The organism is Martinezella sp. CNPSo 3957 (genome assembly GCF_057784395.1).
Map to the genome: position 1 here is coordinate 118,059 of NZ_JBXSOU010000015.1, position 21,697 is coordinate 139,755.

A 21,697-nucleotide genomic window follows, 5' to 3' on the forward strand; every position below is an offset into this window, starting at 1 on the left:
GCTCCATTCAGGATTGGGATGTTTCGAAAAAATCAAAGGCCGGAAATGTGGAAGCTCTTGGTTTCCAGATATTCGTCGATGCCGACCTGCGCGCCCTCGCGGCCGAGGCCGGATTGCTTGATGCCCCCGAAGGGCGCGATTTCCATGGAGACGCTGCCGGTATTGAGCCCCACCATGCCGAATTCGAGGGCTTCGGCGACACGCCAGGAGCGTTTGAGATCCTGCGTGTAGAAATAGGAGGCGAGGCCGAACGGTGTTCCGTTGGCAATCTCGATTGCTTCTTCGTCTGCATCGAAGCGGAAAAGCGGAACTAGCGGGCCGAACGTCTCCTCGTTGGCGACCCGCATGTCGACCGTCACGTTGCTGATCACGATCGGGGTGACGAAACGTCCAGGGTCGTCGGATACGGGGCGAGTCAGAAGGCTGGCGCCTTTGGCCAACGCATCGGCTGTATGCGCATGAACCTTTTCGACAGCGGCGTTGTTAATCAGCGGACCGAGATTGCTGCCGCTGGTCAAGCCGTCGCCGACACTGAGCTTCGCGACCTCTTCTAGCAGGCGGGCGGCGAAACGTTCGTAAATGCCCTTCTGCACGAGTACGCGGTTAGCGCAGACGCAAGTCTGGCCGGCGTTGCGGAATTTGCTGGCCATGACGCCGGCAACCGCCAGATCGATATCGGCATCGTCGAACACGATGAAGGGCGCATTGCCGCCGAGTTCAAGACTGAGGCGCTTGATCGTGCCGGCACACTGTTCCATCAGCAGCGCGCCGACGCGCGTCGAGCCTGTGAAGGAGAGCTTGCGCACTGTCTCGCTGCCGGTGAGCGCAGCACCGATCTCCTGCGGCAGTCCGGTGATGACGCTGAGCGTGCCGGGCGGGAAGCCTGCGCGTTCGGCCAACAGCGCAAGGGCCAGCGCGGAATAGGGTGTCAGCTCTGACGGCTTGACGATGATCGGGCAACCAACGGCAAGCGCCGGAGCACATTTGCGTGTGATCATGGCGATCGGGAAATTCCACGGCGTGATCGCAGCGCTAACCCCGACCGGCTCTTTCAGCACGACGATACGGCGGTCCTGCGAGGGGGAGGGAATCGTATAGCCGTTGACGCGCCGCGCCTCTTCCGCAAACCACTTGATGAAGCTTGCGCCGTAACGCACCTCACCAGCAGCCTCTGCCAGTGGTTTGCCCTGTTCGAGCGTCATAATCCGGGCGAGGTCGTCGACATTTTCGATGACGAGGTGGTACCAGCGTTCCAGCAAGGCGGCGCGCTGTTCCGCGGTGGTCTTGCGGTAGCTCTTGAATGCGATATCGGCTGCTGTGATCGCAGCGTTCGCCTCCGCCGCGCCGCAGGCCGGAATGGTGCCGATGATCTCGCCGTTCGAAGGGTTGTCGACATCGAGCGTGTTGCCTGAAGCAGCATCCCGCCATTCTCCGCCCACATAGGCTTTCTCGATAAACAGTGAAGGGTCTTTCAAACCGTGCCTGGTCATGGTCGTCCTTGAAATGTTCAGTAAAGGGAGTTGCGGTCGACGAGGCCGACCATCGTTTTGCCCGCGCGGTGACGGCGGATGTTGTCGATGACGGCATCGACCGCCGTGTCCGGCTGGGTCATGCTGGCGGTATGCGGCGTCAGGAAGATCTTCTCGTGGCTCCAGAACGGATGCCCCGGCGCCAACGGTTCAGGATCAGTGACATCGAGGATCGCTCGCGAGAGTTGCCCTGTTGCCAGCGCGTCAAGAAGGTCGTTCTGCGCAAGGTGCTGGCCGCGTCCGCAGTTGATAAGGGCAGCACCCTTCGGAAGCTTCGAAAACAGCGCGCCGTTCAGGATGCCGCGCGTCTCCGGGGTCAGCGGGAAAAGGCAGACGAGGATGTCGCATTGCGGCAGGAAGGCGTTCAGCCCGTCTTCCCCGTGATAACAGGCGACGCCTTCGATCGCCTTTTCACTGCGGCTCCAGGCGCTGAGAGCAAAACCGAACGGCCGCAGCATGGCGATAGCCGCCTGAGCAAGCACACCCGCGCCGAGGAAGCCCACCCGCAGCCGGGAGGTTGGATGAAACCGCTTCAGCTTCCAGACCTCAGCCCGTTGCTGACCGACATAATCCAGGAAATGCCGGTGCAGCAGCATGACGGAAAGCGAGACATATTCCGCCATCCCTTGTGCAATGCCGGGCTCGACCATGCGCACCAGCGGTAATCCGTGCGGAATGCTGGTGAGATCGAACTGATCGACGCCTGCACCGAGGGAGAAGAGGACCTCGAGATTGCTGTAGCGCTGCAACATGCCCGCCGGCGGATGCCAGACGGCGAGGAAACGCACAGCCTCCGGTGAAATTGCATCCGGACGATACTCGAACGGGATGTCCGGTGCCCTTTCGGCGAACAACGCAGCCCATTCGGCGCCGCGCTCGGTATCTGCATGATACAATAGGGTCATCGGTGGCCTTTAGGCTGTCCCGGCGCCTTTTCTGGGTCGGCCGGCATGTCGAACGGACGGTTGTGGAGATCAGGATGCCTTAGCAGCGGCTTCCTTCGCCATTTCTTCCATGTCCTGGAAACGGTCCGAAATGCGCGGATGCGCGCGCGAACCGTCGCTAGCGCCGATCGCGACGAGGATTTCGTCGGGAGCGGGGGCGTCGACCATCTGGAAGGTCGCGGTGAGGAAATGCGAGCGCTTGCCCGTCTCGCTCTTGTGGATCATCGGCAGCGAAACGAGTGCGCCCGGCGCGGTGCGGATATTGGTGAAGCTCAGATAGGCCGTGCCATTCACCGCCTCGCGGAACATGTTGCCGAAACGCAGCGTATGGATCAGGCCGGACGCATGCTCGATCTCGCCATTGACGCCGACGACGGCGGCCTTGCCATAGGCTTCCACCTGATCGGCGGGCATCAGCGCGGTGAGGCGGGTGGTCAGTTCGCGGCCGAGCGGAGGGGCAAGCGAGAGGATTTCCGGGCGCAGGTTCTCGACCCAGCCTTGGCCGGCCCAAGGATTGCGCAGCACGGCGGCGACGACGACCGAGCGGATCGGCCGGTCGGCGGCTTTGCCACCCTCAATCAGTGTTTCTTCTACGAACGTGGCGTATTTGCGGACGTTGAGCTCGATCATCTCGATCATTCCTTTGTTAGATGTTGGGCATGGCATGGCGTGCAAGGTCGTTGTGGTGCTTGCGCGCTCTGGTTCAGCGTAGCGGCGAAAAATCGGTCGGCAGCAGGATGCGGTTTTCCGAGCTTTCGATGAGAGCCGCGAGCTGCGGGATGAAAGCCTGCCAGCGCGGATCTTCCGCCAGCTTGCCACGGCGCTCGGCGCGGTCGTCGAGGCTCGCATAACCCCACATGTGGATCACTTGGCTGAGCGGGCCGATCTCGGTGACGAAATAACCAATTAGGTTGCCAAGGATCGGCGCCTGAATGGCAATACCTTCCTCGCGGACAAGTTTCAGATACTCCTGCATCTTGCCGCCGCGAATGCGGTAGATGCGCTCTTCGACGATCATGCTTGCGCTTCCTTCTGCATTTCCGCGCGCACTTCCTGGGCGGCGCGAAAGGCTTCGACACCGGCCGGAACGCCGCAATAGACGGCAATCTCGGTCAGTGCGGCGCGCAGCTCTGTTTCGGTCAGGCCGTTGCGCAGGGCGCCGCGGAAATGGATGCGGAATTCATGCATACGTCCGAGCGCCGCCAGCATGCCAAGATTGAGCAGGCTGCGCTGCTTCAGGTCGAGAGCATCATCGGTCCAGGCCATGCCCCAGCAATATTCGTTGAGAATGTCCTGGAACGGCCGCGAGAAATCATCCGCGTTGTTGAGCGAGCGATCGACGTAGCTGTCGCCAAGGACCTTGCGACGAATCATTTCGCCAGCCTGCTTCAGAGACTTATCCATGAGCCTCCCTCATTTTCTCCAGAAAATCACGCATGATAGACGCGACGAGTTCGGGCGCTTCCGTCAGAATTGAATGGCGCAGGCCCGGGAGGATCCTGAGTTCCGAATTCGCGATCTTGGCATGTATAAAGCCGGCCATGCGCGGATTGGAGCCGCTGTCATCTTCGCCGGTGGCGACCAGTGTCGGCGTGCCAATTCGCGAAAGCTCATCACCTAGGTCGGTTTCCGCCAGCACCCGATAGGCTGCCGCATAACAATCCGGATCGTTTTCGGCGTTCCGCTCACGCAGGTAAGCGATCTTGTCTGGATTGTTCTTCTGAAACTCTTCCGTGAGCCAGCGCGAGAGTGAAGCGTCATAGTGAGAACCGGGCTCGCCGGCCATCAACGCCGCAAGTCTGCCTGCCACACGGTACTTCTCTTCCTGTGTGCGGCCGGCAACGGTCGACAGCAGGATGAGGTGGTCAACACGCTCTGGATGGATCAGCGTCAGTTTCTGAGCGATCAGGCCACCAAGAGAAAAGCCGGCGAGCGAGAAGGTTTTGAACCCCACGTGGTCGGCAAGCGCGATCACCTCCCGTACGAAATCCTCGATCGCGTAGCGGCCCTTGATTCGAGACGATGCGCCGTGGCCGCGCAGATCAAAGGTCAAGACGGTGAAATCGTCCTTCAGCCGATCGACGACCCCTTCCCAGGCCTCCTTGTAGGAGCCGACGCCGTGAATGCAGACCAGCGGCCTGCCGCCTTGGCCATCGAGCCGGTAAGCGAGTTCCACCTCGTCCACCTTGAGAGTTCCAGCCGAGTCCATGATCAGCCCACCGATGCCCTGCGCTTCATGTCCTTTTCGCGAGCGGCGAAGACCGGTATGACCTCGTCGATGAAGAGGCGAAGGGTCTGGCGCTGCAGCTCGAAGGGCTGATTGAAGGACAGGCCGAGGCAATACTGGTCAACGCCGACAGCCTCGTAGTCCATCAGCTTTTCGATAACCTCGTCGGGCGTGCCGAACATCAGGTTCTTGCGGATACTCTCGGGATTGTAATTGTCCTTGTTGCGGACGAGTTCGTAGGGTACCGCCTCCGGGAAGCCGTCTTTCACGGTGCCGATGTTCTGCATCAGGTTTTCGAAGGTGCGGCCGTAGTCGATGCTGTGACGGACCGGAATTTCCCAGTCCTCCGCCTTTGCATAGACTGATGTCCGCCGCTGCATCATGAAGCGCGGGCGCGGTACTTCTGGATGATCCGAGACGGCCTTGCGGAACTTTTCCGCCAGCGCATAGATTTCCGCCGCAGGTGAAGAGAGTGGCGTCGACAGGATGTTGGCGCCAATGCTGACCGCCCAGTCGAACGTGCCCGGATCACGGGCCGCAACCCAGATCGGCGGCAGCTGTTTCTGCAGGGGCTTTGGCACGGCGGCGGTTTTCGGGAATTTCCAGTAATGCCCGTCATGGGCATAATCGCCCTGCCAGAGCTTTTTGACCGCTGGCACGAGTTCCTTCATGTATCCGACGCCCTCCTGCTGCTGGGTGCCCGGCAGCATGCGGTCGAACTCGTATTGATAGGCCCCGCGGGCGATGCCGAATTCCAGGCGTCCGCCGATCAAGTGGTCGCAGAAAGCGGATTCGCCGGCAAGCCGGATCGGGTTCCAGTAGGCGGCGGCGAGCGTACCGGTACCGAGCCGGATGCGGTCCGTATGCTGGCCGAGCCAAACCAGCGTCTGGAACGGGTTCGGCGCGATCGTCGCTTCGATCGTGTGGTGCTCGGAGGTCCACAACGTCTCGAAACCGCCTTCGTCGGCCATTCTGGCGATCTCGAGCATGTTGTTCTTGACGGTGTGCATCGAGGCATCAGGCGATCCGCGCTCCATGCTAATGGCGACTGCAAATTTCACGCGTGTCTCCCGAATTTTGAAATGAATGAGTTAGCGAAGACGGATCACGAATGGATCCTGCATGGCGCCCGAGTAGTCGATGACGACATTCTTGGCCCGGGAGAATTCGCGCATCACGTCAAAGCCGCCACGGCGCCCGTAGCCGCTTTCCTTGAAACCGCCATTGGCGGACATGTAGGCGGCCGACCGGTAGGTATTGATCCACACGGTGCCCGCATCGATCTGGTTGGCGAACCGCATGGCGCGGTCGATGTTCTGCGTCCAGATGCCCGATGCCAGGCCATAGTTCGTGTCGTTGGCGAGCGAGATCATCTCCTCCTCGGAGGAGAACGGCATAACGCCGACCATCGGACCAAAAAGTTCGTCGCGCATGAAGCTCATGTCGTTGGTGGCGTCGGCCATCACGGTCGGCTCGAAATACCAGCCTTTGGACAGTTCCTCCGATTGCGGACGTTTGCCGCCAATCGCGATGCTGGCACCTTCCCGAACGCCGGAGGCAACGTAACCCTCGAGTTTCGGCAATTGGCTTTCCAGCGCAAGCGGACCGATATCGGTTGTGTCATCCATCGGGTTGCCGAGCTTAATGCTGCGGGTGCGCTCCACCAGGGCCTCGACGAACCGGTCGTAGATATTGGCTTCGACGAAGCACCGAGATCCTGCGACGCAGGTCTGTCCGGCTGCAGCGAATACGCCCGAGACAACGCCATTGACGGTTTTTTCGATATCGACGTCCGAGAACACCACATGCGGGGACTTGCCGCCCAATTCCATCTGGCACGGCACCAGATTGGCCGCTGCATTGGTGGCAATCCGCCGGCCGGTCGCGGTGCTGCCGGTGAAAACGAATTTGGAAATGCCGTTATGCCGGGTAAGAGCCTCGCCGGTCACTGCACCACCGCCGGTGACGACATTGACGACACCGGCCGGGAAACCGGCTTCGACGATCAGTTCGGCAAGCGCCAGCGTCGAGGCAGTCGCGTGTTCGGAAGGCTTGATCACTACCGTGTTGCCGATCGCAAGGCAGGGCGCAAGCGTGCCGGTCAAGAGCATCAGCGGCGAATTCCATGGGGTCACCATGCCGATGACGCCGAGTGGTTCGCGCATGTTGAAGTTCAACTGGTCGAGCTTGTTGACGGGGATCGTGTCGCCCTGCAGCTTGTCGGCCATGCCGGCGAAATAGAGGTAGGAGTCGGGAATCGCCCGCATCTGGGCGCGCATTTCCTTGATCAGCTTGCCGTTGTCGCGGGTCTCGAGCAGAGCAAGGTCTTCGGCATGTTCCAGCACGAGATCGGCCAGTCGGCGGACCAGCTTGCCGCGGGCGGTCTGCGTCATGCGCCGCCAGGATGGATCACGGAAGGCGCGCCGGGCAGAGGCGACAGCAATGTCGACATCATCAGCGCCGCCCTCGGCAAACTGGTACCATGCATCGCCGGTCGTCGGATCGAAGCTGTCGACGAATTTCGCGCTTCGAGGTTCGACGAAACGACCGTCGATGAACAGGCCAAGACGCTTACCCTTAATAGCTTCGGCAGTCGTTTGCATTCCCGTCTCCAATTTACTTGATGATTGCGTTGGACCAGGGCCGCGCCTGACCTTCGATGGTCGCGAACCGGCCGCCGTCGCCTGAGTCCATGTAGATACCGAAAGATCGATCCTGCCTTTCGCGCGTGTAGCGGCGCAGGACCGACTGCAACTCCCGTGTCGGGATTAGGTCGTAGGGGATCTCATCGACCGGGAAGAAGCGATAGCCTTCCGGAAGGTCCGGAACAGACGTATGGCTAGACAGCTCGGCACGGTAGATCAGATGGCCCGGGTCGGTGTCCGCCACGTCGTAAACCGAATAAAGGAAGGTTGCATCGGGATGCAGCGAAAGCGCGCTGTCCTCGCTGAGCTTCAGTTCTGTATCCGCCTTGCGCTTGCGCCCGACGGGCAATACCCAGCCGCCCCTGCCATCCGCCCGCAGGAGCACGGATTCGTTAGCCTCGACCAGATAACCGATGACCATGCCTTGCGCTTCCAGCCAACCTTCCGGCAGCGGATCCTTCACGCTGGCGTAGCGACCACGACAGAACCCGAGAGGGGCCCGCGGGCTCGTTCCGAAGGCGCGGACTTCACCGATCAGGATGACGTGATCGCCGGCCTCGACGCGATTGAAGACGGTGCAGTCGAACCATGAAAGGCTGTCGGCCAGGATCGGCGCGCCTGTATGTACCCGGTGATGGCGTACAAAGCCAAATTTGTTGGCGGTTTTAGACGCGAAGGTCCCGGAAACATCTACCTGTCCTTCATGCAGGAAGTTGACGGCGAAACTTTCCGTCTGGCTGAAGGCCTCATAGCTTGATGCCGATTTTCCGACACAGATCAGGAGCAATGGCGGATCGAGCGAAACCGATGTGAACGAATTTGCTGTCATGCCACGCGGGTTGCCATTGGCGTCATAGGTGGTGACAATCGTCACGCCGGTGACGAATGTTCCAAATGCCTTTCGGAGTGCGATCGGATCGATGGCTGGGTGGATCTCGGGCATGGCGAGACGATTTCCTTTCGTTCTGCCATCCAACGTAGATGCTAGTTTCTGCGCCATCTTCCATTGCCGCCTAGTAAAGTCAGGCCAAGCTTTTACTGCGTTTCGATGGAACTTCGGGCGTCTTTGAGGGTCTGGCTAACGCCTGTCTGCGGATGTGCGATGACCGGAAGAGAGACGACGTTTGAGCCCTGTCAAACTGCAGCGGCGTAGGCGTTGAAAGAGCTGGTGCCTTAGCTCGCGACGGTCTCAAAATGGCGGAGGAAGGATCGTCTGTCTATTCATTCGAATGAGAGGGTATCATTAGCTATGAGGCTCAAATTCATTGGAATCACCCGACCCATAGCTTCATCTCTCCCGACTGGTTTGTTCCCCTTGCAGAGAAGAATGGCCAAAATCGTTGCGATCGAACAATGAATCGATGTCGCGCAATAAGAGCATTGCTTTCAGTCGGTGTCCGATCATCGACTTATAACGACCGATCGCGGTCTCGACTAGGGATCGCTTGCCGTAGTCGGTAGCGGCCTGCCATTTCCTCCGCCGATCGGCGTTGATCGCAGCGATATGGCGGTCTCGTTGACAGGAGAGATTGGTGTCTGGTCGTTCCACCGTATTGGCGCGTGGCGGAATGACCACCGCAACGCCGGCGGTGTGCTGGTTTGTGTGGCATGCTGGATCAATCAGATGCAGCTACATAGGCGGAAAGTGTTGAAATTCGATCCGTGCACCAGTGCCACGTGGAACTCAACATACAGCTCCGCTACCGGAATTATGTCTCACCTTGTTCACCGGATGCATCAGTGTTTGCCTCAACCACGTTCGGTTTCCAAGCATCTATTCAGCTGCGTCCGAGGATGCACTCGCCGCCTTTTGCGCCTCGGTGCGATTTTGCGTCAGGCGCGCAGCCGCAGCTGCGGTCGCGTCAGCGGTGCCACCGGCGACTTGAACGGTCGGAGTTCCGAAATGGATGCCTTTTTCCGCAAAGGTTCTGTTCAACATTGAAAGAGCCTTCCTGCGAATGGCGGACTGCTCTCCAGGTCTCGCCATGAACTTCAGCCGAATTTCGATACCGTAATCCGCCATCTGTTCGATGCCCTGCATTTTGAGCGGTTCGAGAATGTTGGGTCCAAATTCCGGGTCCTCGGCAAGCTCCGCACCGATGCGCTTTATGGTCTTGCGGACCTCCTCCAGGTCGCTGTCGTAGCTGAGTGTCAGGGAAAACTTTTCGATCACCCAATCACGGCTAAGATTTTGTACGGCGCCCAACTCCCCAAAAGGGACAACGGTAATCGGGCCGCGATGGTGCCGCAGGCGGATGGACCTCAGCGAAAAACCCTCAACGGTGCCCTTATACTTTGCCGACTGGATGTATTCGCCAATGCGAAACGCATCGTCGAACAGATAGAACACGCCGGAGATGATGTCCTTTACCAGCGTCTGTGCGCCGAAGCCGACGGCGATGCCGACAACGCCGGCGCCAGCCAGCAGTGGGCCGATCTGGATGCCGACTGCATCGAGGATCATGAGCAGCCCGACAGCACCGATCACGACGAAGAGAACGTTGCGTAGAATGGGGAGCAGGGTGTTTAGCCGCTGGCGTCGCCTGGCATCTGGTCCATCGTCATGAGTGTCATGCATATCACTTCGCGATACAGTCGACATCTGGTTATCGATCAAGTTGCTAACAAGCTTCCAAATGACGTCTGTCACAAGCAGCACAATAACGATGCGGATTGCAGCGCGGACAAGACGTGTAATCACCGTCTCGCCCGCCGCAAGGTTGCTAAGGTTCACATGCCAGGAACTGGCCACCAGAAGCGCGGCAACGACGATCAGCCCATTGCGCAGCGTTTGCATGATAACGACCGACCAACCGACAATAGAAGGGTCTGTCGCCACTGTATCGTCGTCAAACTGCGTGATGCGGCGAATGATGTCTTGGACCATCGACACGACGAGGGGCAGCATTGTGATGATAATGACGCTCCAGAAAGCTGCATGAAGGCCTGAAACCCATAACAACCATGCCACCACTGTGCTGACCGTGAGTCCGACGCCCACAAGGCGGCTCAATTGCGGTCCATCGGCGCGAAACTGCCGGAACCAGATCATGGTGATCAATGCAACGGAGAAGATCCCAAGCCATGCCGCCATGAAGAGATCGATCAGGATCGGTGAGGCGTCGATCGTTTGCATCACGGCAACGGCCGCGCGTCCCAACGCCAGCAGTGCGACAAGTCCGACAAGCCAATAATACCAGAACCACGCTAACGGCGTGCCAAGGGTCAAGAGGCGCATGTGTGGGAGTCTGGCACCCGGTGCGATAACAACCCGACCCACGAGAACCGCCAATCTGATCATGACAACCGCCGATAATAAGATCAGCGCGATGTCGCGAAAGATGGCGGGCCAGGGAAAGAGAATAAATGCACCCAGACTACCGATCAGATACCCTGTTAGCCCAAGCAGGCCCATGAACAATCGGCAGGCATGGAGTTTGATCCGCTGTCGGACGGTCCCGGCGGGCGCCGTCAAGATAAAATTCAAGAGGCCGCGGCCGGACCACCAGGCGATGCGCTGAACGATAAAGCCGCCGGCGACAAAGAGAATGACCGCCAGAAGCAGTCCAACCGGGTCGAGCGCACCATTGGTCTGAAAGATACTCATCTCCGCGCGAATTTGCATGGGAAGCGTTGGAACGGCGCTCGCCAGTGTGAGCAGGCGGCTGCGCAGATCTTGCAGGGCTGACCCGACAGTGGAAGGCGCAAAAGTCTGCTCCGGCGGCGGCACCGTCGCTGGCGGTGTTTGCGAGAGCTGGGGCGTTATCTTGCTGACAATCGCGCGACCTGCATCATCGTTCGGCAGCTCAATAATGACGCGAATGGGGGCAGACGATGGCGCTGGTTCGGCGGCTAACGAGGGTTGCCCAATCAGAAGACCGATCGCAAGCAGGAGAAACCGGATTTTCAAAATGCCATTGTGGTCGTCAGCAATGCCTGTGGTCATAATTGCCCCGGCGACTGATGTCGTCGCTCGCTTTAAATGGTCGATGGTTTCGCTGCCGCCAGCCGTAGCACATCCGGCGGTCTTGCGCGTAGCAACAATTGCAGGTCCGGAGCAAATTATCCCCTTGCTGGCCAGTACCGTAGCGTTGGACGGATCGCTCGCCCATAAAGCCCATGATAGCAATGCATTACGGAAGATCACTTCACGGTTGGCGGCCAGCGGCAGCGCGTTGCCATGGGACGCGCCATCGTGCTCAACCCGGACCTCTTCCTGTTTGATGAGCCTTGAAGGAGCAACGTTCGGGGTCGCGGCTGTTGATAATCGAGGTAGGATTCGATCGTGGTTAAAGGTGCATCACGGTAGGGTCCAAACTACTATTTAAAGGCGATGCACTTATTTAAAGGCGATGCACTTCGCACGAAGGTCCGGAGCGCAGAGAAGCGTTAACCGAGCTTCTCAAGTTCCCCAGTAAAGATCGCGTACCAGATCGGACGCAGCGCTTACTCATTGGTACGTTCCATCTTGCCAAACTGCCATCATGAAGTGCTGCAGCTTGATTTTCAGGGAAGGACAGGCAGCCTATCATTTTTGGGCGCGGCCCCAAGTTGCGACCGTTCGAGGCGCCTCGGTCTTGCCCATTGTTGCCTTGCCTCTTCCGAAAGCACCAGACCGTGACCGGGGCAGTTGGGGGCGTAGGCGTAACCGTCGCGAATTTCGATCGGAATCTCTACGAGATGATCGAAATTCTGGAATGAATATTCCAGCCATTCGACTTCCGGCAGTGCTGCTGCCATATGCACGCCGACCTCCAGGAAGGTGTTCCCCAGAGAGACCGGAATACCCAGTTCGGCAGCCAACCAACCGATCCGCATAACATCGGTAACTTGTCCGTGCACATTGAGGATATCCGTGCCGAAATTGTCCAGAAGGACACGCTTTCCGGAGAGGTCGAGATATTCGCCGCTGTTGATCTGGGTCCAGTTGACGGCGTGACGAAGTGTTCGCAGGCCCTCGAAATCGCGCCGTAAGATCGGATCCTCGACCCACAGCAAGTCGTGACCCGCATCCCGGATCGCCGTCAGCTTGACAAGTGCTTCCTTGGAGCTCCAGGCCTCGTTGGGGTCGATCATCACCTGCGACCCTTCCGGCACAACCTTTTTCAGAAGATCGAGGCGGCGAAGATCGCGGGAGAAATCTGGATGGCCGACTTTAATCTTGAATGCTGAGTAGCCGATGCTGGCCGCATGCGCGAAGAGGGCGCAGAACGCCTCATCGCTCAAATGGAAGTCAAGGCCGCTTGCATAAGCGCGAACCCGATCGCGTCGGCTGCCAAGAAGTCGGTGCAGTGGCATGCCCGCCTGCTTGGCGGCCAGGTCCCAGAGTGCCACCTGCAGCGCTTCGTGGAACGGCAGGGAATAGTCGCGCTGGTTACCGCCGCGCGGCCTGTTGACCCGGTGCACGAGCCCGATCGCTCTTTCTCCTTTGATCGTCGGCCAGACCTCATTCCGGAACACGGCTTCGATCTCGTCCTGGTCGGGCAGGGGGTGGAACAGCGTCTGAACGAACCCAAGCCCTATCTCTCCGCTTTCGGAAATCAGTTCCAAGGTTGCGACGTTGACATCGTCGGCGCGAACCTGGCTATCGCCGATTACGCGGTCGCGGGCGAACTGAAAACGCGTTATACGAAAATTGGAAATGGGCATATGGGAGCTCGTTGATCGATTATACAGTTGTACTGATCTATCAGAAGGCATAGGTATCGGAGCCATGAAAAAACTGCAAGCGCACAGCAACCTAAAATCTGATCCTACAGATCTCGGCGCGCCCCGCCTGAGCGACGTCGCTTATGAGCGTATCCTTGAGGGTCTGTTCGAGCGGAAGGTTCCGGCCGGCGCATTCATCTCACAAAATGAGCTTTCAGCCATTGTCGATGTTCCTGTGGCGCCGCTTCGGGATGCGTTGCGGGTGCTGGAGGCAGAAGGCATCCTGACCATTCATCCCCGCTCCGGCATCCAATTCGTCCGGCCGGGGCTGGAATTAACCCGCTCCACCTACCAGTTTCGGTCGATTGTCGAGCGTGCCGCAGTCCGCGTATTTGCAGAGGAAGCGGATGAGCAGCTCATGAATTCCCTCGAAGTACGGCACTCCCGACTTCTACGTCGGGTGGAGCGTGATGGTATTGGGCCTGAACAATTGATGGAAATGGATGCACTCGAGTTGGAGTTGCATGGTCAGATCATCCGCGCGTTGCGCAACCCCCTTATCGACAGCGCCTACCGGCGAATGCACAATTACCTGCGGCTTCTCAGGCTTGAGCGTAAGGTAACGCCTCCAATTTTCTTGCGCACCCTTCGAGAACATCTCGATATCCTTGAGGCCTGCAGCACAAGGAATGCGGATGCCGCCGAGAAAGCCTTACAGGCACACTTCCAGGCCGCCATGCAGCGAAACCTCGGTCTCGTTTAGGCAACGCGGCGAATTTGGTCCCATGTGGGATGGGATGTTGCAGCAGGCAGGAAATGATGTTACCTCACACTGATCGATCAGAATAGCAATCTGATATCTTGGGACCGGGGTCGTGGCCTCCGGTGGTTCCAGTGATTTCCTGGTCGACAATTGGCAAGCGATTTTAGCATTGGCCGAGCGTCGAAGGTGCGGCGTCTACTCCATCGTGCTGTCATGCTCGGAGAAGGAAAACGCTCGGCGCATGACCAGCGAAGCTCGTGAAGTGCACCAAAGAAACCGTAAACCCGAATTGCTGGCTGAACTGCTTAGGACACGACAGCTAATCAATGACGGAGCGACCGCATCTATCGAAATCGACAATACCGACCTTTCGCCGGAAGCTTGTGCGGATGCCATTGTTGCCTGGCTTCGGAAGGTCGCGCCGTCTGACACATCGGGAACTGGGAGCCAGGTTTTATGAACAAAGCCTCCATTGCAGAAACATTGGATGAGCTGCGGGCGGCTCGGATCCTGGCCGGTAGCCGAAAAGGAAACCTGCCATGACCGAGCGCCAGCCATTCGATCTGGATGCTTATCTGGACGGGATTGAAACGAGGCCATGTTTCATCTGTCGTTGCGCCGCCAAAGATCCAGCCTTCTTTCACCATCTTATATACGAAGACGCCGATACGATCATTTTCTTGAGCAAGTATCCGACGCTACAGGGGTATTGTCTGGTCTGCCCTCGCGAACATCGAGAGGACCTGTCGCACGATCTCACCAAAGCCGAATACCTGCGCCTGCAGGAAATGGTGTACCTTCTGTCAAGGGTGCTTAAACAGATGTTCTACGCCGAGCGCATATACGTTCTTTCGCTCGGAAGCCGCCAAGCAAACAGTCATCTCCATTTCCACGTCGCGCCTTTACCAAAAGGTGTTCCCCTGACGCAGCAACAATATCACGCACTCATGGCCGAAAACGGCGTTCTGCATGTCGATGATGAAGACGTGGCGGCTCTAGCTCAGCGCATCCGGACAGCGTTCCTGGCTGAGCTTGCGAGCCAAAATGAATAGGCAAACGAGAACCGTCGACTGAATTACAAATCATCTCCGAGTTCGGCGGGTTGCAAGCTGGGGACAGTGGGCGAGCTATTCTTTCTACTACCCTAAACCTCCGAAGCCTTGGTCCTATCTGCGATCTTCCAATGGACCGGATTCAGGAACGGGTGCCGGTCGAGACAACAGTCTTTGGATAAGCAAGAATACGCCCGCTGCGGCTACACTTGATAAGAAGCCCCAAATCGGAAGAAGAAGATAATACTTCAACGAAAGTGGGGGCAAAGGCAGTAGGTTAAACGTCGCATGCCAAAATGTGCAGTAAGCTACGGCTATAAACGAGTTGCTAGCCTTGAAATAGACGTAGCTCGAAGCAACGTGAAGAAACTTAACGAGAACTAAGAAATACGTTGCCAAAATATATGACAAGAAGGTGGACTCAATACCTAGATCGCCAAGGTGCTGCCTGACCGCAGGAAAATATAGGCCAAATTCTAACAATGCGACCGGAAATAGCCCCAAAAGTGGGTACGGGGAACGCTTGAAAAACCAAACGACTAGAAACTTTATTATTTCTTCAAAAAAGGCGAGCAGCGTTGTCTGAAAGATGATTGCAAAGCCTAAAGACAAAGCTGCTCCTCCTGCGTCAACGACCTTTGTTCAAGAGACTATCTGCCCCGGAACTGTCCCGACCAGTGTCTCCGCTCGAACTTCCGTTACCGCCATAGTCGCTCATAGCATTATACTGGCTGTACACGGACCAGTGTTCTCATAGAAAATACGGTCGTGGAACATCCGGCATATTATCATAGGCTTTGAGAACGACTTTGAGTGGCTTCATGGTGGGATCATGATGCCAGTACACGATTTTCAACCAAGTCGCCGAGCGAGTATATTGGCCACCCTCGATCCAGCGGTCTTGTAGGTTTGCTTGCAGCATTCGTCGACCGGCATCCAACAGGTCATTTTCGTCAAACTGTGCCCGGCCCAATTTTTGCAAACAAAGGGCATAGGCAAATCCTCTTGGCTGCAATGTCTTTTTGAGTGACGGGATTTTGGGCTTGAGGTGGCGCTCATATTCTTCGGCGGCAGCCTCGTACTGACCGGCCTGGAAGCTGAATGCCATGAAATCATCAAGGATGCCGTCGGCCATGAGCCTCCCGGAGCTAAACGGTAACCCCTTGACTTCCTGTGGAACGAAACGCTGCAGTTTATAATCAAATTTATCCTGACCGAGCACCTTAGTGAAGCCGGTCCGCATATGTTCCATTTCCGCGTCTTGAGCGACTTTCCAAGACGCTTGGTCATTTCCGCTGCCATTCATCCATTGGCCGAGAGCTTTTGCCCAGTGCAGGGTCCTGCGGTGGGAGCATGGACTTGGGCCGAACCAATTCTCCTCTCCGCCTTTTATAGCTTTATCCAACCATTGAAGCGCACGCGGCAAAACGGGAGCTATTTCTGTTTCTAACCATAGCAGCCAACATTCGATGACGACGGACAGAAAACCTTTGGCAAAGTTGCCCATCGGCTTTTTGTCATCATATTGCGTTTCCAGATAATACCGGAATGGCTCCTCCTCGCGGAGGCGGTTACGTCGCAGGGCGATCGGGTCGAATGCGGGCATATTCGTATCTTTCCGATGGAACTCACAATGCAGGTGCCGTAGGGTTTCCTTCTCAGTTCCGAACGGCTGGTCAATAGAGGCCGTGGTTAGGTCTCATCGCAGTCAATCTCGACTAGCGTACTGTTTCCCAGATCCAATTGGTCGATTCCCACCAAGAGAAATCCTTCGCTTGATGCGTGTGTGGGAGAGAGTGGATGGACCCTGTCCTTGATAGCGGTTACCTCTCGGACATCTTTGCCGAGAGCATATACCTTCGCGACAAGTCTGCGGTCATATGGAAGGTCGGATGTTCCTTCAAGAATGATCATCGTGCCGTTCCGGCTTTCGAACCATAAAGCATCCAATATTTTTCGCATTTAGATCTGCATCTCCTTACACAAGCGTCGCGTCCCTCCGCTTTTCGACAAGGGGAGCGATGCCAGCATAGAAGAATGGAATACTGTCCTCGGGTCCGTTGACGGCTCGCCCCTTGATTTTGCCCATTACTAATACACCAAGCTGAAAATCTGGCTCGCCGATGACCAGGACGAACGGGTTATCCTGATCGCCGCGAAGATAACGTCCGCCAAACTGGCGTCGCGCGGTTTCGAAAACATAGGCGGAGGCCAAGAAGTGAAGGTCTTCAGGCAACGTGGCCTGTTTTCGGTAAAAGTCATTCAGAACTTGATCAACGAGCCGCAATGAACTTTCTGAGTAATCCAGCTTCGACGCATCAATGGGTGCCCTGGGGCTTGAGAACGCGTTGATGAAGTCTGCCGCCTGAGAGGCCATTGCGTCCTCGATTGTCGCTGGCATGCGTTTGCGCTTTAGAAAATCGAAAAGCCCCATCTGCTTTGTGATCCCGTTGATATCTCTACGATCGTTCGCATTTTATGCATGCATGAAATGCGACCGCAACCCAACCCACATAATATGCCTATGTACAACAGGGGATTGAAGATGACGCTTGGCGGTCTTTTTGGGCGGATAGCCCTTCTGCTGGTCGGCGGGTCGATACTGGTTCCATTTTATGGTGGCGGCCTGATGTGGGTGGTAGCCTTGCTTCTGGCCGTGCCCGCAATCGGGATGGCACTGTTCATATTCGCCCCAATTGAATGGATCGCGGCACGATTTGGCATCAGGTGGCTTGCCTGGATTGTCACGCCATTGGTGGGCGCTGGCTTTCCCTGGCTATTTTCGTTTATCGCGCCGAACCGGGCCAATTTTCTGGCAGGCATCTCGCAACTATGCTTTCTGTCCGGAGCATTGGGTGTTTTGTGGACGATATCGTCGCTGACGGCTGCGTTTCTGCAGCAGCCACCTTTGCCGGACAAACGGCTGTTCGACTAAGTTGGTGTATTGGCTGCGATTGAGAAGTCTCTATGGAACTCATAATTCTCACTCGCCATCGCGAATTGAGGCGGCAGTATGTTTGATCTCGAATCTTGTGCACGTAGTGCCCAAACTGGGAACCTCCAGGAATGGGTGCTTGACTACCTTGCAAATGGTTATTGGGCAAACCTTGGCCTTCGCAATGGTCTATTGCTACAAAAGCGATATTGGATAGGGCCCGTCTCCATGGAGCTTTCAAGTCTGGAACGGTGTTGCGGACCCGAAGAGGGGATGGTCTACCGCGTTCCCAGTGACGTTTGGAAAGAGCGGATCGAAAGCATCGCTCTGGGTCTTGTCGATGCGCAAAGCTTGCCGCCTTTGATTGTCGAATGGCGAGATGGGCATTTGATCGTCTGCGATGGTAGCCATCGGCATGGGGCGATGTCGCTGAAAGGCTGGACAGCCTGCTTCGTGGTAATCTGGTGTAACAGCGAGGAAGATTACAGAGCGGCTTCTTCGATTTTCTCTCCAATAGACGACCGCCAAGAACATAGAAGTGTATGAGTGTCCTAGAGTGCGTCATTTGACGAATCGCAGAGGTGCTGATCGTGAAGTCGGGCGACTTCCCCCTGAGTCCCTTTTCGTGTCTTCTGGAAGATGAGCGAGCTAACGTGCACGGCGGTACCAACAGCTATACCTGTGGTGCGATCTGCGCTCGTCATGCGGAGGCCAACCACACCATCAGTTCGTCCTGCGCGGACGCTGTTCTGGCATGGCGTTCAAGGTTGCGATGATCTTGCTCGTTGCTGCGCCAGCAGCGCACATTTCGTTGGCGGCTTCGCCAAAATCCACGAGGTCATGATGCCGGGCATCAGTCGCACGCTCAAGGGGTATGAGCCATGCTGCATGACCACGCGCAGCCAGTCCGTCAAAATAGAGTTTCTGGGCTGAAAATGGCACGTTCTTTTCTCGCGGATCACCAATTACGAAAATCCGCCGCGCAGGGTCGGCTGGGATCTTGTCGAGCGATGTATAAGGGTCGAAACGTGTCAGCGCCTCTCCCGACTTTATGAGATCTCTTGCCTGGAGGTAAGCGCGATAGGCGGATGCGCCAGAAGATATGGTGGCACAACGCAGATCATTTCGACGCGCAAGCATTTCCGCAACCAACGTTCCGCCGCCGCTATGCCCGCCCAAGGCCCATGCTCCGATTCCGTATCGCTTCTTCAGGCCATCCAGGGCGGCGTTTACGAATGCCGCCTCTATCGGCCGACCTCTGATCGTGAAGTGCTTTCCGGCACTGCCATAAGTGCCGGGGCGACCCAGGAAGATGGAAGGAACACCGAAACGCGCCGAGAGGCTTTGCTCCAGTGCCACCATCTCGGTTGGGCCAAATCCACTTTGCCTCTTTCTCGCATCGTGTCCTCTCGGCCCCAAGACGTCGCCGTTCAACCAGAGTGCCGCGACGTCGTTGGAACTGGGCGGGGGCTTCAAGCCTGCTGCATAATATCTTAGACACGCCGTCTGCCCGGCGGCTTCAACCCAAATGGCCGTTTCCTGCTTTTCCAGGACAGCGCAATCCGATCTGCTGATATGAATGCCATTGACGACGGCAACCGGATCGAACTGGTCTTTCTCGGGGAGGGATTGGGCTAGTGAGCAAGCGGCCGAGAGGGTGCCGATGGAGACGGTCAAAATGGCCAGGCGTAGCTTATGCATCCAGTGCTCCCGTGATGGCGTCTCTTAGCGGGAGGCCGGATAGCGCCGAAAATATGTGCGGGCCAAAGACAGCAGTCGGAATCTTAGGAACACGGTTAATTCAAAGGCGTGAAAGGCAAGCCAGCAATTAAGACAAATCTTTGCCGTGTCCAAGCGATCGTTCAGTTATGCTGATACAATGCGCGGATATCAGCGTTTGGGGTGATCGCACTCAAACTGGCAACGTCGACCGTCATGACGATCAATTCGGTTTTTATGTCACCAAGCAGTTCAGAATCCTCTCGATCGACTTCTGTAAAGCCGTGCTTTCGGTAAAAGGTCTGCGCCGCTTTGCTCGTCTGAAGAACCCGTATTTCAAGGCTTTGGGCTCCTTTAAGTTCACCGACGACCTTTGCAAGCAAAAGGGAGCCCAGTCCGCTACGCTGACGGTCCGGCAGGACATATAGACCCCAGAGATATGCCGTACTCCCCCGTTCCGAGACAATAGCGCTGCCTAAAAGACAACCATCAGACGTCACACAGTATCCTCGCTCTCCGTTTTCGGGGAGCATGCTAGCCGTCCCATTTTCGTTGAGATCGACCAGCATTTTAGCCAGAACATCATCGCCAAGGCTTGGACCATAAGTAGCCGTCCACGTCTCTCGCCATAAACGGATTAACTCCGAAGTGTCCGATTTCGTTATTTCGCGGATCTCAAACATCTGACTTCTCGGGGCTATGAGAGGGTAGTCAATGTGATCGTTGATCGAGATGATAAGGCGCTCATTCCCGAGCCTTCATGGCTCGACTTCTGTAATTCGAAACTCGGTGCCCGTATCGCGAACAATATGGAGATCGCGTATCATCTCCGCCGCATGCAGCAGCCCGTGGTGCCACTCCTCCTGCGGCACTCTCGAAGCTCCTGCCGAAACGGTGCGAATATAGATCAGGGCATCCTTGCCTGGCACCGGGACGATCCCGAGTTCCTGGCGTAGTTGTCGGATCGCATCGACAGACCTATCAAGCAGATCGCTGACCTGATGGGCAGACAGTTTCTCGACCCCGTTTGCTGCTCGCACGAGATCAGCAATAAAATCTGTTGTGACGGTCACGGAAATCCTAGAATCACGGCCAAAATGCTGGCCTCAACGTCGATCTACCTTCGGCCCGAGTCAAGTTGGAGTTATCTTCCCTGGTCCGGCCATCAGTCGGTTCCGAGGTGAGGAAATGCGCCAGGAGAGGACGAAGCCCGGCGCATTGTTATTCGCATCGCCTCCCGCGCTTGTCATCAGGAGGCGATGTGCTTTGCTATTCGTCGCCGCGCTCGTGCATCTCAGCGACGTCGATGCCGTGCGTGTCGAACCACCATTCCGGGCTCATGTCAGCATGTTTCTCGCGAAGGCGGCGATACCTGGAATGCAGCCGCTCCTGACGCCCGACCTCTTGCTCGAAATAAGGATGATCCAGCGTTCCCCCGATCACATGGATACGTCGCAGGAGCTTTCGCAGCACATATCCTTGCTCCTTGTTTCCCGGTCGGTAGCCGCTTTCCACGATCCGCATGACCGTATCACGCAACGTGGCTAGAGCATCATCGGGAGGCGTCCCGTTCAAGATCATGTCGAGACGCTCGGCACCAAATCCAACGTCAATGCAGGTCCCCAGCGGATTGACGATGTTTCCGATCTCGATGCCGTCCTTGTAGAACTCGGTGCAGTAGCCGCTGACGTTGCCGTCGCTCCAGGTGCATTCCTCATCCGGGATGATGGGAATGCGGCCACGATAGAACGGGGTCCAGTCCTCTAGCCGGTCCGGATGGATCGTGACATGATCAGGCACCAGGCCGAGTGTTCCGAGAAACTCGATCCAGAAGTCGATGGCGTCGCCGACGGTCATTTCTCGAAATGAGAAAAGCCCGAGCATTGTGAAGTGGAGGAAATGCGTGCCGTCTCCGATTTCGTCGAGATCGCCCATTCTCAGGCAGGCCTGAGAGTTCGCAACGGTTCCAATGTAGGATGTATCGGAGAAAAGGGGCTTGTACTGCTGCATCCCAGCGCTGCAGAACAGCGTGGTATTATCGTGCGGCCGTACGGATTCTATGCGTGTGAAGTCGATGCCTTTGGAAAGGCAGAAGTCTTGGTATTGCTGGATCAGGCGTCCCGCGATGTCATAGGCAACCTCCTTTGTTGTTCGTGTGCCTCGGGCAAATATAGTTGCATCGCATGCAAACGGCAATCACCGCTCTGTCGTGAAATCGTTCTTCGCGAGTCGGT

Annotated in this window: 22 protein-coding genes and 2 pseudogenes; 6 read left to right on the forward strand and 18 right to left on the reverse strand. The window is 57.0% G+C overall.

What is annotated here, in order from left to right; genetic code table 11:
* Positions 1 to 32 precede the first annotated feature (32 nt).
* The 11 genes and pseudogenes from AC13QE_RS26730 to AC13QE_RS26780 all read right to left on the reverse strand — a co-directional run bounded on the left by AC13QE_RS26730 (position 33) and on the right by AC13QE_RS26780 (position 11,291).
* Positions 33 to 1,490 carry an NAD-dependent succinate-semialdehyde dehydrogenase gene (locus AC13QE_RS26730; RefSeq protein ID WP_488485982.1) on the reverse strand — a complete coding sequence of 486 codons (1,458 nt, stop codon included), beginning with the start codon at positions 1,488 to 1,490 and terminating at the stop codon, positions 33 to 35.
* A 17-nt stretch (positions 1,491 to 1,507) separates the two neighbouring features.
* Positions 1,508 to 2,434 (reverse strand): 2-hydroxyacid dehydrogenase, encoded by a 927-nt coding sequence (locus AC13QE_RS26735; RefSeq protein WP_488485983.1) that lies wholly within the window; start codon positions 2,432 to 2,434, stop codon positions 1,508 to 1,510.
* A 69-nt stretch (positions 2,435 to 2,503) separates the two neighbouring features.
* Positions 2,504 to 3,112, reverse strand: a complete 609-nt coding sequence (locus tag AC13QE_RS26740; RefSeq protein ID WP_488485984.1) for an amino acid synthesis family protein — start codon at positions 3,110 to 3,112, stop codon at positions 2,504 to 2,506.
* A gap of 64 nt (positions 3,113 to 3,176) precedes the next feature.
* Complete coding sequence (locus AC13QE_RS26745) at positions 3,177 to 3,491, reverse strand: NIPSNAP family protein (protein WP_488485985.1); 315 nt, start codon at positions 3,489 to 3,491, stop codon at positions 3,177 to 3,179.
* The gene (locus AC13QE_RS26750) at positions 3,488 to 3,877 is read right to left on the reverse strand and encodes a carboxymuconolactone decarboxylase family protein (RefSeq protein ID WP_488485986.1); all 390 of its coding nucleotides are present in this window, start codon (positions 3,875 to 3,877) and stop codon (positions 3,488 to 3,490) included. Before AC13QE_RS26750 ends, AC13QE_RS26745 begins: the two co-directional genes overlap by 4 nt.
* On the reverse strand, positions 3,870 to 4,682 hold the full coding sequence (locus tag AC13QE_RS26755; RefSeq protein WP_488485987.1) for an alpha/beta fold hydrolase: 813 nt from the start codon (positions 4,680 to 4,682) through the stop codon (positions 3,870 to 3,872). Before AC13QE_RS26755 ends, AC13QE_RS26750 begins: the two co-directional genes overlap by 8 nt.
* Positions 4,683 to 4,684: 2 nt before the next feature.
* Positions 4,685 to 5,761 (reverse strand): LLM class flavin-dependent oxidoreductase, encoded by a 1,077-nt coding sequence (locus AC13QE_RS26760; protein ID WP_488485988.1) that lies wholly within the window; start codon positions 5,759 to 5,761, stop codon positions 4,685 to 4,687.
* A 30-nt stretch (positions 5,762 to 5,791) separates the two neighbouring features.
* On the reverse strand, positions 5,792 to 7,303 hold the full coding sequence (locus tag AC13QE_RS26765) for an aldehyde dehydrogenase (protein WP_488485989.1): 1,512 nt from the start codon (positions 7,301 to 7,303) through the stop codon (positions 5,792 to 5,794).
* 13 nt (positions 7,304 to 7,316) lie between these two features.
* Positions 7,317 to 8,288, reverse strand: coding sequence for a flavin reductase (locus AC13QE_RS26770; RefSeq protein ID WP_488485990.1), 972 nt, complete (start codon positions 8,286 to 8,288; stop codon positions 7,317 to 7,319).
* A 438-nt stretch (positions 8,289 to 8,726) separates the two neighbouring features.
* Positions 8,727 to 8,939 (reverse strand): annotated as a pseudogene (locus tag AC13QE_RS26775) (IS5/IS1182 family transposase); the annotation flags it as partial.
* Positions 8,940 to 9,119: 180 nt separating this feature from the next.
* Positions 9,120 to 11,291 (reverse strand): mechanosensitive ion channel family protein, encoded by a 2,172-nt coding sequence (locus AC13QE_RS26780; protein ID WP_488485991.1) that lies wholly within the window; start codon positions 11,289 to 11,291, stop codon positions 9,120 to 9,122.
* Between the two features lie 210 nt (positions 11,292 to 11,501).
* Here AC13QE_RS26780 and AC13QE_RS26785 point away from each other — a divergent pair.
* Positions 11,502 to 11,576 (forward strand): annotated as a pseudogene (locus AC13QE_RS26785) (ATP-binding cassette domain-containing protein); the annotation flags it as partial.
* 275 nt (positions 11,577 to 11,851) lie between these two features.
* On the opposite strand, the gene AC13QE_RS26790 reads toward AC13QE_RS26785, so the two are convergent.
* Positions 11,852 to 12,994 (reverse strand): mandelate racemase/muconate lactonizing enzyme family protein, encoded by a 1,143-nt coding sequence (locus tag AC13QE_RS26790; RefSeq protein ID WP_488485992.1) that lies wholly within the window; start codon positions 12,992 to 12,994, stop codon positions 11,852 to 11,854.
* Between the two features lie 64 nt (positions 12,995 to 13,058).
* Between AC13QE_RS26790 and AC13QE_RS26795 the strand changes: the two genes are divergently transcribed.
* The 3 genes from AC13QE_RS26795 to AC13QE_RS26805 all read left to right on the forward strand — a co-directional run bounded on the left by AC13QE_RS26795 (position 13,059) and on the right by AC13QE_RS26805 (position 14,809).
* Positions 13,059 to 13,757 carry a GntR family transcriptional regulator gene (locus tag AC13QE_RS26795; protein WP_488485993.1) on the forward strand — a complete coding sequence of 233 codons (699 nt, stop codon included), beginning with the start codon at positions 13,059 to 13,061 and terminating at the stop codon, positions 13,755 to 13,757.
* Between the two features lie 241 nt (positions 13,758 to 13,998).
* Positions 13,999 to 14,217, forward strand: coding sequence for a hypothetical protein (locus AC13QE_RS26800; RefSeq protein WP_488485994.1), 219 nt, complete (start codon positions 13,999 to 14,001; stop codon positions 14,215 to 14,217).
* 79 nt (positions 14,218 to 14,296) lie between these two features.
* Positions 14,297 to 14,809, forward strand: a complete 513-nt coding sequence (locus AC13QE_RS26805) for an HIT family protein (protein ID WP_488485995.1) — start codon at positions 14,297 to 14,299, stop codon at positions 14,807 to 14,809.
* Positions 14,810 to 15,560: 751 nt separating this feature from the next.
* Here AC13QE_RS26805 and AC13QE_RS26810 read toward each other — a convergent pair.
* Positions 15,561 to 16,415, reverse strand: a complete 855-nt coding sequence (locus tag AC13QE_RS26810) for a hypothetical protein (protein ID WP_488485996.1) — start codon at positions 16,413 to 16,415, stop codon at positions 15,561 to 15,563.
* A 372-nt stretch (positions 16,416 to 16,787) separates the two neighbouring features.
* Entirely contained in the window at positions 16,788 to 17,243 is a 456-nt protein-coding gene (locus AC13QE_RS26815) for a hypothetical protein (RefSeq protein ID WP_488485997.1), read from the reverse strand.
* Positions 17,244 to 17,354: 111 nt separating this feature from the next.
* On the opposite strand from AC13QE_RS26815, the gene AC13QE_RS26820 reads away from it, so the two are divergent.
* Both AC13QE_RS26820 and AC13QE_RS26825 read left to right on the forward strand, forming a co-directional pair.
* Positions 17,355 to 17,744, forward strand: a complete 390-nt coding sequence (locus tag AC13QE_RS26820) for a hypothetical protein (protein WP_488485998.1) — start codon at positions 17,355 to 17,357, stop codon at positions 17,742 to 17,744.
* Between the two features lie 78 nt (positions 17,745 to 17,822).
* Complete coding sequence (locus AC13QE_RS26825) at positions 17,823 to 18,290, forward strand: hypothetical protein (RefSeq protein WP_488485999.1); 468 nt, start codon at positions 17,823 to 17,825, stop codon at positions 18,288 to 18,290.
* 177 nt (positions 18,291 to 18,467) lie between these two features.
* Here the strand turns inward: AC13QE_RS26825 and AC13QE_RS26830 are convergent, their stop codons facing one another.
* The 4 genes from AC13QE_RS26830 to AC13QE_RS26845 all read right to left on the reverse strand — a co-directional run bounded on the left by AC13QE_RS26830 (position 18,468) and on the right by AC13QE_RS26845 (position 21,635).
* Complete coding sequence (locus AC13QE_RS26830) at positions 18,468 to 19,445, reverse strand: alpha/beta hydrolase family protein (protein WP_488486000.1); 978 nt, start codon at positions 19,443 to 19,445, stop codon at positions 18,468 to 18,470.
* A 161-nt stretch (positions 19,446 to 19,606) separates the two neighbouring features.
* A complete protein-coding gene (locus AC13QE_RS26835; protein WP_488486001.1) occupies positions 19,607 to 20,146 on the reverse strand; it encodes a GNAT family N-acetyltransferase in 540 nt (179 codons plus the stop codon).
* A gap of 75 nt (positions 20,147 to 20,221) precedes the next feature.
* Positions 20,222 to 20,536 (reverse strand): hypothetical protein, encoded by a 315-nt coding sequence (locus AC13QE_RS26840; RefSeq protein ID WP_488486002.1) that lies wholly within the window; start codon positions 20,534 to 20,536, stop codon positions 20,222 to 20,224.
* 196 nt (positions 20,537 to 20,732) lie between these two features.
* Positions 20,733 to 21,635 (reverse strand): alanine--tRNA ligase-related protein, encoded by a 903-nt coding sequence (locus AC13QE_RS26845; RefSeq protein ID WP_488486017.1) that lies wholly within the window; start codon positions 21,633 to 21,635, stop codon positions 20,733 to 20,735.
* Between the last annotated feature and the right edge of the window lie 62 nt (positions 21,636 to 21,697).

Coding starts and splice junctions, on each gene's coding strand:
- AC13QE_RS26730 (WP_488485982.1), bottom strand. CDS start 1,490: ATGACCAGGCACGGTTTGAAAGACCCTTCACTGTTTATCGAGAAAGCC.
- AC13QE_RS26735 (WP_488485983.1), bottom strand. CDS start 2,434: ATGACCCTATTGTATCATGCAGATACCGAGCGCGGCGCCGAATGGGCT.
- AC13QE_RS26740 (WP_488485984.1), bottom strand. CDS start 3,112: ATGATCGAGATGATCGAGCTCAACGTCCGCAAATACGCCACGTTCGTA.
- AC13QE_RS26745 (WP_488485985.1), bottom strand. CDS start 3,491: ATGATCGTCGAAGAGCGCATCTACCGCATTCGCGGCGGCAAGATGCAG.
- AC13QE_RS26750 (WP_488485986.1), bottom strand. CDS start 3,877: ATGGATAAGTCTCTGAAGCAGGCTGGCGAAATGATTCGTCGCAAGGTC.
- AC13QE_RS26755 (WP_488485987.1), bottom strand. CDS start 4,682: ATGGACTCGGCTGGAACTCTCAAGGTGGACGAGGTGGAACTCGCTTAC.
- AC13QE_RS26765 (WP_488485989.1), bottom strand. CDS start 7,303: ATGCAAACGACTGCCGAAGCTATTAAGGGTAAGCGTCTTGGCCTGTTC.
- AC13QE_RS26770 (WP_488485990.1), bottom strand. CDS start 8,288: ATGCCCGAGATCCACCCAGCCATCGATCCGATCGCACTCCGAAAGGCA.
- AC13QE_RS26780 (WP_488485991.1), bottom strand. CDS start 11,291: ATGACCACAGGCATTGCTGACGACCACAATGGCATTTTGAAAATCCGG.
- AC13QE_RS26790 (WP_488485992.1), bottom strand. CDS start 12,994: ATGCCCATTTCCAATTTTCGTATAACGCGTTTTCAGTTCGCCCGCGAC.
- AC13QE_RS26795 (WP_488485993.1), top strand. CDS start 13,059: ATGAAAAAACTGCAAGCGCACAGCAACCTAAAATCTGATCCTACAGAT.
- AC13QE_RS26800 (WP_488485994.1), top strand. CDS start 13,999: ATGACCAGCGAAGCTCGTGAAGTGCACCAAAGAAACCGTAAACCCGAA.
- AC13QE_RS26805 (WP_488485995.1), top strand. CDS start 14,297: ATGACCGAGCGCCAGCCATTCGATCTGGATGCTTATCTGGACGGGATT.
- AC13QE_RS26810 (WP_488485996.1), bottom strand. CDS start 16,415: ATGCCCGCATTCGACCCGATCGCCCTGCGACGTAACCGCCTCCGCGAG.
- AC13QE_RS26815 (WP_488485997.1), bottom strand. CDS start 17,243: ATGGGGCTTTTCGATTTTCTAAAGCGCAAACGCATGCCAGCGACAATC.
- AC13QE_RS26820 (WP_488485998.1), top strand. CDS start 17,355: ATGACGCTTGGCGGTCTTTTTGGGCGGATAGCCCTTCTGCTGGTCGGC.
- AC13QE_RS26825 (WP_488485999.1), top strand. CDS start 17,823: ATGTTTGATCTCGAATCTTGTGCACGTAGTGCCCAAACTGGGAACCTC.
- AC13QE_RS26830 (WP_488486000.1), bottom strand. CDS start 19,445: ATGCATAAGCTACGCCTGGCCATTTTGACCGTCTCCATCGGCACCCTC.
- AC13QE_RS26835 (WP_488486001.1), bottom strand. CDS start 20,146: ATGTTTGAGATCCGCGAAATAACGAAATCGGACACTTCGGAGTTAATC.